The sequence below is a fragment of the Blautia sp. MSK.20.85 genome, from assembly GCF_013317245.1.
In the GTDB taxonomy this organism is placed as follows: Bacteria; Bacillota; Clostridia; order Lachnospirales; family Lachnospiraceae; genus Blautia_A.
Genome location: NZ_JAAIUN010000019.1, coordinates 21,644 through 35,612, shown reverse-complemented (window position 1 = coordinate 35,612; position 13,969 = coordinate 21,644). Strand labels below are relative to the sequence as shown.

Here is a 13,969-nt window from a genome sequence, read left to right as displayed (position 1 = left end):
CAGGTGATAGCCGCAAAGCGGCGTAAGAGGGTGCAGCCCTCTTGGTCGTTATTCTTGTTCCAGCTGGAAGCTCGGCAACGCTTCCAGCAGCTTTAAGGAAATGTGCTGCCGCATATCCTCGTCAATGACTTTTTTCACTTTGCCGCCCGGCTGCCTGATCTCCACCGTGGAAAGCTCGTCGATGTAGTCCGCATAGTGGGCCAGCACCTTTTCTGTGGCCCACTTCTCACCGGCAACGGCGGCTTTGATTGTTTCATAGTCCAGCAGCTTTTCTTGTCCGTCCATCCTGATACCCCCGTCAGATTGATTTTTTCCATGATACCATATCTGGGAGTATGGAGCCAGAGAAACCGGCGATTTTCTGCTGGTAAATTCTACGCATTTAGAGCGGCACTATGGCGGGGATAGGATAAAACACTCACATACCCCGCCGACTATGCGGGAAAAACCTTGAAATATAGGGCTTTTTAAGGCCCTAAATGCGTAGGTTGGTGCTTTGTTGCGATATGCTCCACGGTTACGGTGTATTGTTCATATTCTGTTTTCGGGAATCTTTATGAAATCTTCAAAATTGCCCGGTATGCTATCCGTAAAATCAAAGAAAGGACTTGATTATATGGATATGATTTTGAAAACGACTGACCTCTGCAAAAATTTCAAGGGGCAAATGGCGGTAAACAATGTGTCACTGAACATCCGGCACAACTCGGTTTATGGTCTGCTGGGGCCGAATGGGGCTGGCAAATCCACGATCTTAAAAATGCTCACCGGCATTTTGCGCCCCACATCGGGAAGCATCGAGTTTGACGGCCACCCGTGGAAGCGGAATGATCTGGAGCATATCGGTGCTTTGATTGAGATGCCCCCGCTTTACGAAAATCTGACTGCATACGAAAATCTCAAAGTCAGAACTACATTGCTCGGCCTGGACGATGCACGAATTAACGAGGTATTGCAAATTGTCCAGCTCACGAATACCGGCAAGAAACGGGCCGGGCAGTTTTCTCTTGGTATGAAGCAGCGGCTTGGTATTGCTATTGCATTGCTGAACAGTCCCCAGCTTTTGATTCTGGATGAACCGACTAACGGCCTTGACCCTTTAGGGATTGAGGAACTTCGAGAGTTAATTCGCTCTTTTCCCTGCAAAGGGATTACAGTTATTTTGTCCAGCCATATTCTGTCAGAAGTCCAGCAGATTGCAGATCATGTGGGTATCATTGCTGGCGGCGTCCTTGGATATGAGGGAGAGCTTCGCGCCGGTGAAGATTTGGAACAACTCTTTATGGATGTTATTCGCAGAAATGGTAAGGAGGGATATTAAATGGAGATGGCATATATTCAGGCAGAGAACCTAAAGCATAAGAGAACTTTCACAAAAACGCTGATCGTTCTGGCCCCGTTTGTAACTGCGCTTATGAACTTTTTTGCCCCTCTTTGGTTCCAGCTCAATTCTTATAATTGGTGGTATATCCTGCTTTATCCTGGATTCCTTACGCTCACCTGTGCCTTGATTGAACAGCGGGATAATGGCAAACTAAAATATCGTGCCGTTGCTTCATTGCCTGTTTCGCAGAACAAAGTCTGGAAAGCAAAAATTGGAGTGGCCGGTATTTACTCCTGTGTGGGGAATTTCATTTTCCTGGCGCTAAATCTGTTGGGCGGTTTTGCAATATTAGTTATCAACGAAATTCCCCTGACAATCGGAATTTGGCAGACTGCGGCCGGAACAGCTTGTATTGTCATTGCAAGCCTATGGGAAGTTCCGCTGTGCTTATGGTTATCAAAAAAAGTTGGTATCTTTGTCACGGTTATTCTTAATGCCGGACTTGGAAGCGTTTTAGGGATTTTCACGGCTACAACCTCTTTGTGGATGATCTGCCCGTATAGCTGGGTGCCGCATCTTATGATTTCCGTGTTAGGTATTTTGCCTAATGGTGAGCCGGTTGCAGATCAGAGTACGGCAATGGCATTTTGGATGATTATACTTGTATTGGTCATTTCGCTGGCCTGGTTTGCGGCGCTGTCATTTTTAACTGCAAGATGGTTTGAGAAAAAGGAGGTGGGGTAACTATGGTATCTGTGGTTCGCTGCTGGAAAGCAGAATATCAGAAGTGTAAACATAGCATTTTGCTCTATATGCACAGCATGATTCCGATTATATGTGCGGCGATTTTTGCGGGTTACTATCATATATCCAGATGGGAACTGGCAACCAAAATCAGTGCCTATCTGGAAGTGCTGGCCGTTGCGTTCCCGTTTCTGATCGGCATTATTGTGGGCCTGGTTGTTCAGATCGAAAATCAGGCCGGGCATTATCAGCTTTTGTTGGGAACAATCCCATCTCGCATGGCAACGTATATTGGTAAACTTGGTTTTCTGATGATCTGTGCTTTTGGCGCAACATTTTTAGCGTTAGGAACATTCGCTGCACTATATAGGGATGCTCCGGCAAGCCTTTACCTGAAAGCAGGGATTCTATTGTTGATTACCATGCTTCCCATTTACCTGATTCATTTGTTTGTGGGAATGAGCTTCGGAAAAGGTGCATCTATGGGATTGGGAATTGCAGGGAGTTTAATAGCTGCCCTTATGATAACAGGGCTTGGTGACGCTACATGGAAATATATTCCCTGGGCCTGGGGCGTTCGTACTATGGATTACACTGTGCTTGCATGGGATAGCCCCCAACTGTATGCACAGGTAAAAACCGATTTTTTCAGCGGTATGATTATTTCTGTATGCTGCACTGTTTGTCTGCTGATTGCCAGTTTGGTTTGGTTTCATGGTTGGGAGGGAGGTAAAAACAGTGAATAAAAAGTGCCTGTTTGCCGTGGTAATTGTGCTTGTAAGTCTTATATGCTTATCGGCCTGCGGTGCGCTCCGCGATACCGCCGATAAAAATAAGGCGTTAAATGAATCTCTGCCGTATTATGAGCTGAACGCCGCAAACTATGATGAAATTTCATATAACGGCCTGACATATACCATAACGGATGAATGTCTTGAAATGTCAGAACTGCAAGAAGAAATCGGGCAGGTATCGAAACGCTTCAAAAATGTGGCGGGGGAAGATTTCAGTTTCGGCTACGTTTACAGTATTGTGGATGTGGATATAAGCAATGCCGTAGCTGTAAATATCAACAATGAATATCGGAAAGCTGACATTAAAAATAATGATGAGTAACCTCGACAATGTAGTATAATGGGGCGGGAGGTGATTTTTTGACCCACTTACTTGTAGTTGACGATGAAGTTTCTATCTTGGAATTGATTAAGAACAGTTTGGGGAAAGATGGATATTTGATAACAGTCTGTCAAAATGCGGATGATGTAGACATCAAAAAGCTGCATTTCTATGACCTCATTCTTTTGGATGTGATGATGCCTGGCACAGACGGGTTTGAGTTTTGCAAACAGATCAGGAATATGGTAGACTGCCCGATTCTCTTTCTGACCGCAAAGACATTAGAGGAAGATATATTGTTTGGATTGGGCATCGGTGCGGATGATTATATTACGAAACCTTTTCGTATTCAGGAGCTTCGCGCCCGTGTCGCGGCACATTTACGCAGAGAAAAAAGGGAGCATCACAGCACACTTTCATTTGAGCCTGATATAAGATTTGACCTTTCCGCAAAGGTACTGTATGTTTCAGAACAGCCGGTTCCCCTTACCAAAAGCGAGTATTCAATCTGTGAATACCTTGCGAAAAACCGGGGACAGGTTTTTACAAAAGAACAAATCTATGAAGCCGTTTTCGGGTTTGATGGAATAGGCGATAACTCTACGATCTCAACGCATATAAAAAATATTCGTGCGAAATTGGAGCATTTCAAAATAAGTCCGATCAGCACCGTATGGGGGATAGGATATAAATGGGAGTGAAAAAGAAACCTACATTGAAAATATTGTTTCGCCAGTTTGCTATCTCCCTCATTGTCATGCTGGTAGCGGCAATTATTGTCCCTTCTGGTTTGGAGGGACTTGCTGTAAATGCTGGATTAGCTACAAGAGCAAATCTAAGTGAATTGCAGGTAAAAGAGATCATTCCAACGCTGACGATTGCCCCGGATATTACAAAGGTTGTGATTCCACAGGGATGCGGCTACTTAATTCTGGACAAGAACTTTAATGAGCTTTACAGCAATATGGACGATGATGAAAAAGAAATTGCCCTGCTGTACGCAAAGGGAGAATATATTGAATATGCTACGGGGAGGCAGTTTGCACTTGTTGTCCGGGAAAACGAATTTTGCGTTTTAAGGTATTATATTGGTTCTCAATTTACAGTGTCATGGCTACCGGAATATTTTCCATCTCCTGACACGCTTGCGTTTATCCTGATGGCTGTAAATTCGCTGCTGGTCATTATCATACTGACCGCCAGATTTGCTAAGAACCTGCGTACACAACTGGCCCCGCTTTTTGAAGCAACTGCGGAGGTTTCAAAGCAAAACCTTGATTTTGAAGTAGGACACGCCAAAATCAAAGAGTTTGAAGATGTCCTTGCATCTTTTTCAGATATGAAAGATAATCTGAAAATTTCGTTAGAACGGCAATGGAAAACCGAACAGACACAGAAAGAGCAAATCGCCGCGCTTGCCCATGATTTGAAAACGCCTCTGACGGTTATTCAAGGAAATGCTGATTTACTCACAGAAACAAATCTTGATGATGAGCAACGATTATACGCTGGTTACGTCGTGGAAAGCTCCGGCCAGATGCAGTCATATATTCAAACCCTGATTGATATATCACGGGCGGCGGTTGGTTATCAGCTCCATATTGAAAGTATAGACTTGCCAGCGTTCATGCAGCACTTGTTCGGTTATATGGAATCACTATGCCGGACAAAAGAAATCCGGCTGCAAATGAATACTGTTTCACTCCCTCAAATGCTGAAATTTGATAGGGTGCTGATAGAACGTGCTATTATGAATGTTATCAGTAATGGGCTGGACTACTCCCCGCAAGGCGGAACGCTTTATGTGGATGTTCAGAGTAACAACGGTTTCGTGGAAATTTCAGTCACAGACGAGGGAACGGGGTTTTCTAAAGAGGCATTATGCCACGCACAGGAACGGTTCTATATGGGCGATCAAAGCCGCAATTCAAAGTTACACTTTGGTATGGGTCTATATATTACAAATTCGATTATGGAACAACATAATGGTCAGCTTATTTTAGAAAATTCAAAAGAAACCGGCGGCGCAAAGGTTACTATGAAACTTCCTTGCTGATTTTCCGATAGTGTAATGGACGTCTTTTATGTCCGTCCATTTTTCAAATCTTTATGGAATCTTCAAAAATTCCTCTTATCATGTATCTAAAGAAAAAACATCTGCCCAGCGGCAGAAAAAAAAAAAAACGCTGCTGGGCAGACCCATTTTCACGCTTAATTTATATTCACTGGTGGCGGTTTTGAGAAATCAAGGCCGCTGCTTTCTTTCTGTCATTCCCAGCAGTTAAAGGCATGGCGGCCCACGGGAGGACGCCGCCATGCTGTTTTACTATCATTATAATCTAATCCACTTCTACCGCTTAAAAAAAGCCTTGCCCCGCCATGGGAATATTCCGGCTATGAGTATGAACTATACCATGTAAGAAAACAACAAAACGCTTCAAATCGTCGCCCGGTAGGTTTACGACCTGCCGGGCGATTTTTGTCGATTTTCGCGGATTGTCATTTCCGGCAAAAAATCAGATGGAAAAGGAGGCGGTCAGCAGACCAGGGCCAGCATAGGCCCCTGACAACGGACAGGATCTGGAAGACGGACGCTGCAGCTTTACAAACAATCTGAGTGAAAATGCGATCCGCCCGTTTGCGGTAAGAAGAAAAAACTGGCTGTTCAGCGATTCTGTCAATGGAGCCAATGCCAGCGCCGTTGTTTATACGATGGTCGAGATGGCCAGGGCGCATGATCTGAATATTTACGGATACCTTAAATATCTGCTTGAACAGCGTCCATCTGAAGAAATGACAGATGAACAGCTCTCAGAACTGGCTCCCTGGAGTAAAAAACTCCAATCTATCAAAGATCACAAGTAACTTGTAGTAAATTACTCCAACGCTCAAAAGGTTGGAGTGATTTTATACCTGACCGCAGGATTATTTGGCGGTTACAATGAAACAATCAAATTCGAGGAACTCGGCATTTCAACTCACAGCCTCACAAGGAGGCTGACCACATCTGGCTGGTTGGCCGCTTTCTGTTCCTTATTTCAACTCACAGCCTCACAAGGAGGCTGACAAGGACGTTATCGTTCCATCCAGACCAATATGGTATTTCAACTCACAGCCTCACAAGGAGGCTGACTGGTGACCCGGGAAAAGAGTTATGTGGTGGAGATGATTTCAACTCACAGCCTCACAAGGAGGCTGACGAGTAACAAGGAGCTGAAAAACATCATGATTAGCTATTTCAACTCACAGCCTCACAAGGAGGCTGACGCATTATCCGTGTTGGTGAGAATCCAAGCGATATATTTCAACTCACAGCCTCACAAGGAGGCTGACCATTTTTGCTCTATCCGAAGATCACTGTATGTGTATTTCAACTCACAGCCTCACAAGGAGGCTGACTGAGGAGAATCAGAGAATCTTGTGTGAAAGGGTATTTCAACTCACAGCCTCACAAGGAGGCTGACCACAAATGCGTGTGATTGTGCAATTGGCTGGAGTATTTCAACTCACAGCCTCACAAGGAGGCTGACAATTTTCATCAATTCTTCCAGCTCATTCCCGAAATTTCAACTCACAGCCTCACAAGGAGGCTGACAATCAGCAGACAGGGAAATTATCACATGTACATATTTCAACTCACAGCCTCACAAGGAGGCTGACTGATCTACATATACATCAAAGCAATTCTGGGACTATTTCAACTCACAGCCTCACAAGGAGGCTGACGACTGACACGCTATTGTGCAGTCCTCCATGATTTCTATTTCAACTCACAGCCTCACAAGGAGGCTGACAGTGTCTCCATACAGTGCATTTTTCGTCACGGAAATTTCAACTCACAGCCTCACAAGGAGGCTGACACCAGTTTTAGGTTTTTGTACACTTTTGCATCATTTCAACTCACAGCCTCACAAGGAGGCTGACCTGCCTCCGGCCCCATGATATGATGGTCTAAGCATATTTCAACTCACAGCCTCACAAGGAGGCTGACTTTCGTGGTCCCAGGATCAGGATATCGTCCATATAATTTCAACTCACAGCCTCACAAGGAGGCTGACCCATGGCTCATCCTCCTCATCTTCATCATCATATATTTCAACTCACAGCCTCACAAGGAGGCTGACAGAAACAGAAGTCATAGAGGCGGTATATGGTACCATTTCAACTCACAGCCTCACAAGGAGGCTGACAGAATCTGGACGTACTGATGATACGATCATGCATATTTCAACTCACAGCCTCACAAGGAGGCTGACACATGATACTTGCTGCACAACCTTACAAACACGCTATTTCAACTCACAGCCTCACAAGGAGGCTGACGAGTTCCTCGTTAGTGACACGATAGCACATTTTATATTTCAACTCACAGCCTCACAAGGAGGCTGACGATCACGGCTCCAGACCCATCCGGAATCATCACATATTTCAACTCACAGCCTCACAAGGAGGCTGACAGAGAGACGATATTTTGACGCACAGACAGCAGGATTTCAACTCACAGCCTCACAAGGAGGCTGACTCCTATGCTCCCGATCACAAGGTTCGGCTTCAATCATTTCAACTCACAGCCTCACAAGGAGGCTGACGTAGATGGGCGTCTCAAAGACGATAATCTCAAAACATTTCAACTCACAGCCTCACAAGGAGGCTGACGTTCATTTTCCGGCAGTCCGTCCACCAGTCTGTCATTTCAACTCACAGCCTCACAAGGAGGCTGACAATTGCTATTCAGTGCCAATGACATTCCAAGAATATTTCAACTCACAGCCTCACAAGGAGGCTGACTAATATCAAGGAAACAGAAGTACCCTTTGATATCATTTCAACTCACAGCCTCACAAGGAGGCTGACAGACGCAGAACCAGACAATAATCAGATAACAAATATTTCAACTCACAGCCTCACAAGGAGGCTGACAGAAAAGCTGGTGGACGTGGGATTCTACTGTACCCATTTCAACTCACAGCCTCACAAGGAGGCTGACATCTGAACCAGATTAGAGAGGAAGGTGCAGCCATATTTCAACTCACAGCCTCACAAGGAGGCTGACAGATGCAGCCGTTTACTTCAGACTTGGTTATTACATTTCAACTCACAGCCTCACAAGGAGGCTGACAGCAATTTCAGACAAAAACATATTTATCCAAAACTGATTTTTCTACTTATTATACATATTAGTCTTATTTTTTATTCAAATCATCATATTTTAAATTATTTTTCTTGTAAACTATATGTATTTCCTGGTGCGAATGTTCTGGAGTATTTCTGTGAACTTACCTTTCGCACTATAATATTAAGGTATCTGTAACATCAAAGCCAGGTTTTGCACCAATATGTTCTACTTTATTTTTGTACTTTTCACCCAGATAATAGAATCTTAAGCTATCCACTTCTTTATCTATGATATTCTCCAGGATATTCTTCACCTGTCTGCATTTTGTTGCGTCCATCTGGCACTCAAATACAGAATTTTGTACTCGCTGTCCATAATTAGTACACTCTTTTGCAACTTTACGCAGACGTTTTCTTCCTGCCGCCGTTTGTGTATTCACATCATATGTTATCAAAACCAGCATTATCTCACCTACTTCCAGAAAAATGGCGGATATTCATCCAAATCTCCTCTTAGGTATCTCGCCAACAGCATACTCTGAACATACGGAGCCATTCCCCATTCTATCTTCTCATCCAGAAATGGATGTTTAATAGTCTCCTGTTTTTTAGACTGCCAGGCTGATAAAAAAGCTTTTCGTCCTTCATCCGTCATAATAACCGCTTCATTTTCTTTTTTTATGAAATATTTTTCCTTCATAATTCTTTTATTGATCAGTGTCAAAACAAACCGATCTACCATAACACTTCTGAATTCTTCCATCAAATCCAGTGCCAACGACATACGTCCAGGTCTGTCTGTATGAAAAAATCCAACATATGGATCAAGACCCACTGCTTCCAGAGCAGCCCCACACATTCCTGCCAACAAAGAATATCCAAACGACAACATCGCATTAACGTTATCCAAAGGCGGCCTCTTATTTCTTCCATGAAAATAAAATTCTTCTTTCTGTTGCAGGATTAGTTCATCAAACACAGAAAAATAAACAGAAGCAGCTTCTCCTTCTAACCCTAATAATTCATCCGCACTTTCGCATCCTCTTATTTTCCCCATGCTCTGTACAAGAAACAAAGATTTCTTTTTTATAGTTTCTACATCAAGACGCAACGTATAATCTCTTATAGCTCTTTCTAAAACCCATCTGGAATTATACACTTTTCCAAGAATAAAATTTCTTGCTATATGTATACTTTCTTCTTTGTTATCGCTGATTCGGTACTGCTGTTTTCTCAATGTCACATTTCCCTTTACCTCACCGGTAACTCTGGCCAGAAACCTTCCATTTCCAGACATAAAAGAAAGATCTATATTTCTCTGTGCACACGCTCCCATAAGTGCTGGACTGGCCCCCGTATAACCAAATGTAATGATTGCCTGAAGATTATGCAGAGGAATTCTACCAATCTCTTTCTGTTCTTCCAAAACAACTACATTTTCTCCATCCAGGGACAAATACTTATTTCCAGTTGTTACATACAACGTATTCAAAAGCCTTTTCATTCTTTTTCCTCTTCCGCAATTATCCTGTCAATATACCCGGAAACAGACTTCTTTTTATTCAGAACAGGAATACAAATATCTTTCAAAGAACAGGCATTACACTTTTTGCTTGTCTTTACTTTCGGTGTATATCGCTGTTCATAATATTTATGCATTTCTGTAAATATCTTACGAACCTTTTCCCTCACTTCATCTGTGAATTCTACTTTCATGCGATGCCTTGTCTCTCCGTAAAAGATATATCCATAGGATATAGTACAACATAACATTTCTTCCAGACACATTGCCTGTGCCGCCACCTGAAGAATATCCGAATCATCTGTTTTCGGCCGTCCTCTTTTGTATTCTATTGGAACTGCCTTATAAACCCCTTCCTTCCCGGCCAGATGAATTCCATCTTTTACTTTATGAAATTCTACTACATCACATTCGCCGCTCACTCCCATTTCCCGGGAGTGAATCGGCATTGCACGTACGGTCAAAAGATCCCCTCTTTTTTCTTTCATACTTGCATCATGCGCGTTTTCATGAAGAATTTTTCCTTCGACTGTTCTGACATTTTCCTGCCACTGTAACTCTATGTAAGCCAATGCCCACTGTCTTCGGCAAAATTCAAAATGCTGGATTCCAGATAACTGAAGAAAATCTTCTTCCTTATACAAAATCAAATTCCTCCGGCTCTTTGCATCCATCTACATGCCACGAAATTTCGTAATCTGTAAATTCTCTCGGATGCTCCTTCTTAGGTTTAATCTCAAAACCTCTCTGAATTTTCCCACTGGAAACAGCAGGAGTTTTTTCATCATGCTGCCACCAGTACATTTTGCAGACTTCCATACTTCCCTCTGGCCTTGCAGAAGAAGCATCATTTTCAAATAATGTTTTTAATGCTTCTTTCAGTAATTCTGCGTCTTCCTGACTAAATCCTGTTTTTTCAGCAAGTTGAACGTTTACACTTCCCATTACTTTATATACCGCAAATCCCACTCGGTGTTTCGTGCCCATGGTGTCCGAAGCCTTACTCTCTTTTCCAGATTCACTGTTTACACTTTTAGTAATCTGCATGCTGATGATATCGATTGGCGAAAGACTGATCGCCTGATGAATGGAAACAGGTCCTCTTACGCCAAATGATACAGGAATTCCTTTAAATGCAAAGACCTGACCAAAAGCTCTGACATCCAACCACTCTCTGCAAGCAATCGCCGCACATGCGTCTCGATTCGCATTTTTCTTATTTCCCATCTGGGCTTTCAGTTCCTCACATCCATCTGCACGGTCTTTCAGACTGGTATAAGGGTCATCTGTACGATCATCTGACTGTACAAAAATCTTCTGTCCAAGATCCTGAAGTCTATTTCTTATCTTTCTTTTGATACACACGTCCGATATTTCACCATGTCCATCCATGTTGATTCTTGGACGGTTTCCATTTAATGGATCTCCATTTGGATTCGCATTATCAGCACTTACAAATAAAGCAAAATCAATTTTTCCTTTTAATTCACTCATCGTTTATTCCTCCTCTTCCTTCTCTTTGGAATCTTCCTTTTTCAGTTTCAGATCATAAGCCTGGCTGTGAAAACCAAGAAGATATAAACCATCCAATTTTTTATTATCCTTGAAACTATCTATTTCAAATAATTCATAAATATCATTTAACAGATTTTCATAAAAACGCCTCTCCGCAATCCCCAATTTATTCATATATGGCTGGATATTTTCTTCAATCACCTTCCATGTTTCAAAAGGTCTCTGGGAAAAAGTACTCATGTATCTTTTTGCATTTGTAACCCTTGCTTTATCTCCATCATCATAAGTACGATATTCAATCCGATCTGCCACTGCCAGTAAACGTCCGTATAAATAATTTCTGTCTTTTTGATTTTTATCTAATGCCACATTCCATTCCTCCATTTTTCTATCTTTTTTCACCAGCGAACATGCTAACGTTAAAACCCTTTCCCAATTTTTGCGATCTTTATATGTTAATGGATTGGACGCCTTAAGCACAGCTCTGTTCACATAATCATGCGGGATTTCGGTTCCATTCCAGATACATGGAATTAATCTTCTCGCAACTTCCGCATACATTTTCTTTCCGTTTGCGTCCGCAATCGCAAGTCCGCCTTTACTTTCTATGCCAAACAGAATCTCTGCTACATCTTTAACGCCAACCATTCCGGAAAACTCTATTCTTTCTTTACCTTTCCATTTCTCATGAATCCAGTTGCAGCTCTCATGCCATTTCTTTATATTCTCCAGATATCGCGCAGAATCCAGCGTCATCTCCTCAACCATGGACAATCTTCCCGGTGTGGCCGCATCAAAACCAAGTAAGATCATTGCGGATGTATTATCTACCTTTTTTCCATATCCTCGAAGTGCTTTGTAAAATTTTTCAGCAGTAATCGCATTTCCATCTGATATGACTTCCTCTTCAGCCTCTTCATCATCCCAGTCATATTCCGATGTGATCATTTCTGTATCTACATTCCACCTTGGCATACTCAGTCGATTAGATTCCCATGTAACAATTGCTAACGTATCAAAAAATGTTCCCTGTTTTCGAATGATCCACTTCAATGCATTATGAATCTTCTGAGATGTTTCATTTCCTACGGCAAAAGCCTCTTCCTTACTTACAAAACGTCCCCGATAAGTAAAATTCTGACTGTCATTTGACGAGATCAGTTTTGCCCCATCACCTTCATTACGGATTTTTTTTGAATGAAGATAGGAAATGGATTCCATATTTCCGGTAAGATAGCACAATCCCTTCTCTTTTTCCCGGGAGCGTACATAATCTATATAGCAATCCTGAAGTGTTCTGTCTTTCCAGCATTCATCTGTTTTTACTTCAAAAAGATCCAAATCTGACGAACGAATAATAAAACGTACAAATGCTTTCGTCTGTACAATTCCCTGAATATTTTCTTTATCATCAATCCGATTCTGTTCATCCAATTTTATAATCCTTTTCTCAACCAGATCAAAGATCAGCGTATTTTTTTTCAGGTATAAATAAATTGCCCTGACCTTCTCATGACAGTATTCTGACTCTACCCATTCTTTCAACTGGGAAATATATAATTCATGACAGATTCCATCATCTTTATAATATTTTGTATAGTCTCCAGCAAGATACCTGAGATTATCACACAAAGGATGTGGTTCCTTTCCTGCTGTACGGCTTCCTGATTTTTCTGTAACCGGTATAATTGTCAATTTATCATTAAGATCTACCAGTTCTGCATTTATAAAATTACCATCCTGATCAATGGTCACTGTTATCTGTGCAGTCACAGTGGTATGAAACGGTGGCAAAAGAACATATGGCATATCTCTCCGATACTCAATGACACCTATTTTGTCACTGTTTATCTCATACAGATCGATGAGTTCGTTTACCCAGCTCACTCTCCCACCTCCTCACTGGTAAATTCCTGCAAACCTGTGAAATTATCTTTTCCAAAAATTTTACGTTTCATTTCTCTGATGTGTCTTTTCTGGGTACATTCTTCTGGTCTTATAAATTCTATAATTCCTCCTTTCTTCATAACCGGTTTCCAGAAACGTACTGTCATTTTTTCTTTATCTTCTTCTAAAACAGCTTCGTCCGCATAAGTTATACCATGATACATAAAGCCATAATCTACTTCTCCGGTCATCGTATCATAGAAGCTCTCTCCCTCACCAAATATACAAGGCTCTTCAAAAGCCTGACACTCTCTTGTTCCAAGAAAAATATCTCTGCGTCCGCCTCGCTTCACCATCCGTTTGGCAATATTATGATGTTTATATTCATTTCTGTCTTCTTCCAGTTCTGGATGATTACAATTCATTTCAAAGTGTGCTCTCACCTGATAACGCACATCTTTCAAATACGTATAGTACGCAAGCTCATTACCTCCATTATATGCAATTGGGCGGATACCTTTTGTTTCTGTCTGAATCGGATTCATTACTCTTACCGCATCTATGATCCACATGATCGTGGGCTTCCAGTAAATACTTTCCACAATTCCACGTAAGGCCTCATATGTTGGAATATGATAACTTGTTTTTTCTCCACCAACACGCATAACAGGATCAGAAAAAAGCGCATATGGACCATATACTTCAAATTCTATCGTATTTCTATATCTTTTCATCTCTCTCACCAC

General features: G+C 42.1%; 13 protein-coding genes, 1 pseudogene and 1 CRISPR repeat array. Of the genes and pseudogenes, 7 read left to right on the top strand and 7 right to left on the bottom strand.

Annotation, left to right across the window (positions count from 1 at the left end; all coding sequences use genetic code 11):
• Window positions 1-48: 48 nt before the first annotated feature.
• On the bottom strand, window positions 49-285 hold the full coding sequence (locus tag G5B12_RS11025; RefSeq protein ID WP_118170843.1) for a helix-turn-helix domain-containing protein: 237 nt from the start codon (window positions 283-285) through the stop codon (window positions 49-51).
• A gap of 331 nt (window positions 286-616) precedes the next feature.
• Between G5B12_RS11025 and G5B12_RS11020 the strand changes: the two genes are divergently transcribed.
• From G5B12_RS11020 to G5B12_RS10990, 7 genes and pseudogenes are all read left to right on the top strand, one after another.
• Window positions 617-1,321 carry a lantibiotic protection ABC transporter ATP-binding protein gene (locus G5B12_RS11020; RefSeq protein WP_174088285.1) on the top strand — a complete coding sequence of 235 codons (705 nt, stop codon included), beginning with the start codon at window positions 617-619 and terminating at the stop codon, window positions 1,319-1,321.
• Complete coding sequence (locus tag G5B12_RS11015; protein ID WP_174088261.1) at window positions 1,322-2,068, top strand: lantibiotic immunity ABC transporter MutE/EpiE family permease subunit; 747 nt, start codon at window positions 1,322-1,324, stop codon at window positions 2,066-2,068. It abuts the gene before it with no gap.
• A 2-nt stretch (window positions 2,069-2,070) separates the two neighbouring features.
• On the top strand, window positions 2,071-2,814 hold the full coding sequence (locus tag G5B12_RS11010; RefSeq protein WP_174088259.1) for a lantibiotic immunity ABC transporter MutG family permease subunit: 744 nt from the start codon (window positions 2,071-2,073) through the stop codon (window positions 2,812-2,814).
• Window positions 2,807-3,184 (top strand): NisI/SpaI family lantibiotic immunity lipoprotein, encoded by a 378-nt coding sequence (locus G5B12_RS11005; protein ID WP_025580194.1) that lies wholly within the window; start codon window positions 2,807-2,809, stop codon window positions 3,182-3,184. Before G5B12_RS11010 ends, G5B12_RS11005 begins: the two co-directional genes overlap by 8 nt.
• A 38-nt stretch (window positions 3,185-3,222) precedes the next feature.
• Window positions 3,223-3,885 carry a response regulator transcription factor gene (locus G5B12_RS11000; RefSeq protein ID WP_055056575.1) on the top strand — a complete coding sequence of 221 codons (663 nt, stop codon included), beginning with the start codon at window positions 3,223-3,225 and terminating at the stop codon, window positions 3,883-3,885.
• Window positions 3,876-5,240: a sensor histidine kinase gene (locus G5B12_RS10995; protein ID WP_174088257.1), complete on the top strand. Its 1,365-nt coding sequence runs from the start codon at window positions 3,876-3,878 to the stop codon at window positions 5,238-5,240. Before G5B12_RS11000 ends, G5B12_RS10995 begins: the two co-directional genes overlap by 10 nt.
• 518 nt (window positions 5,241-5,758) lie before the next feature.
• Window positions 5,759-6,049, top strand: a pseudogene (locus G5B12_RS10990) (IS66 family transposase); the annotation flags it as partial.
• A gap of 105 nt (window positions 6,050-6,154) precedes the next feature.
• Window positions 6,155-8,303: direct repeats of the CRISPR family, unit length 32 nt; unit sequence ATTTCAACTCACAGCCTCACAAGGAGGCTGAC.
• Between the two features lie 169 nt (window positions 8,304-8,472).
• Here G5B12_RS10990 and cas2 read toward each other — a convergent pair.
• Genes cas2 through cas5c form a run of 6 tightly spaced genes read right to left on the bottom strand, consistent with a single transcriptional unit; the run spans window position 8,473 to window position 13,957 of the window.
• Window positions 8,473-8,763, bottom strand: coding sequence for a CRISPR-associated endonuclease Cas2 (cas2, locus tag G5B12_RS10985; RefSeq protein ID WP_174088255.1), 291 nt, complete (start codon window positions 8,761-8,763; stop codon window positions 8,473-8,475).
• A gap of 8 nt (window positions 8,764-8,771) precedes the next feature.
• Window positions 8,772-9,803, bottom strand: a complete 1,032-nt coding sequence (gene cas1c / locus G5B12_RS10980; protein ID WP_174088253.1) for a type I-C CRISPR-associated endonuclease Cas1c — start codon at window positions 9,801-9,803, stop codon at window positions 8,772-8,774.
• Window positions 9,800-10,495: a CRISPR-associated protein Cas4 gene (gene cas4, locus G5B12_RS10975; protein WP_174088251.1), complete on the bottom strand. Its 696-nt coding sequence runs from the start codon at window positions 10,493-10,495 to the stop codon at window positions 9,800-9,802. The genes cas1c and cas4 overlap by 4 nt, the downstream gene beginning before the upstream one ends.
• Complete coding sequence (gene cas7c / locus G5B12_RS10970; protein ID WP_174088249.1) at window positions 10,458-11,315, bottom strand: type I-C CRISPR-associated protein Cas7/Csd2; 858 nt, start codon at window positions 11,313-11,315, stop codon at window positions 10,458-10,460. Before cas7c ends, cas4 begins: the two co-directional genes overlap by 38 nt.
• Window positions 11,316-11,318: 3 nt before the next feature.
• On the bottom strand, window positions 11,319-13,223 hold the full coding sequence (gene cas8c / locus G5B12_RS10965; protein ID WP_174088247.1) for a type I-C CRISPR-associated protein Cas8c/Csd1: 1,905 nt from the start codon (window positions 13,221-13,223) through the stop codon (window positions 11,319-11,321).
• Window positions 13,220-13,957, bottom strand: a complete 738-nt coding sequence (gene cas5c / locus G5B12_RS10960) for a type I-C CRISPR-associated protein Cas5c (protein ID WP_174088245.1) — start codon at window positions 13,955-13,957, stop codon at window positions 13,220-13,222. Before cas5c ends, cas8c begins: the two co-directional genes overlap by 4 nt.
• Window positions 13,958-13,969 lie beyond the last annotated feature (12 nt).

Excerpts from the sequence above, each read along its gene's own strand:
- G5B12_RS10995 (WP_174088257.1), top strand. The coding sequence starts at position 3,876 with ATGGGAGTGAAAAAGAAACCTACATTGAAAATATTGTTTCGCCAGTTT.
- cas4 (WP_174088251.1), bottom strand. The coding sequence starts at position 10,495 with ATGGATGCAAAGAGCCGGAGGAATTTGATTTTGTATAAGGAAGAAGAT.
- G5B12_RS11025 (WP_118170843.1), bottom strand. The coding sequence starts at position 285 with ATGGACGGACAAGAAAAGCTGCTGGACTATGAAACAATCAAAGCCGCC.
- cas7c (WP_174088249.1), bottom strand. The coding sequence starts at position 11,315 with ATGAGTGAATTAAAAGGAAAAATTGATTTTGCTTTATTTGTAAGTGCT.
- cas1c (WP_174088253.1), bottom strand. The coding sequence starts at position 9,803 with ATGAAAAGGCTTTTGAATACGTTGTATGTAACAACTGGAAATAAGTAT.
- G5B12_RS11015 (WP_174088261.1), top strand. The coding sequence starts at position 1,322 with ATGGAGATGGCATATATTCAGGCAGAGAACCTAAAGCATAAGAGAACT.
- G5B12_RS11010 (WP_174088259.1), top strand. The coding sequence starts at position 2,071 with ATGGTATCTGTGGTTCGCTGCTGGAAAGCAGAATATCAGAAGTGTAAA.
- cas2 (WP_174088255.1), bottom strand. The coding sequence starts at position 8,763 with ATGCTGGTTTTGATAACATATGATGTGAATACACAAACGGCGGCAGGA.
- cas5c (WP_174088245.1), bottom strand. The coding sequence starts at position 13,957 with ATGAAAAGATATAGAAATACGATAGAATTTGAAGTATATGGTCCATAT.
- G5B12_RS11020 (WP_174088285.1), top strand. The coding sequence starts at position 617 with ATGGATATGATTTTGAAAACGACTGACCTCTGCAAAAATTTCAAGGGG.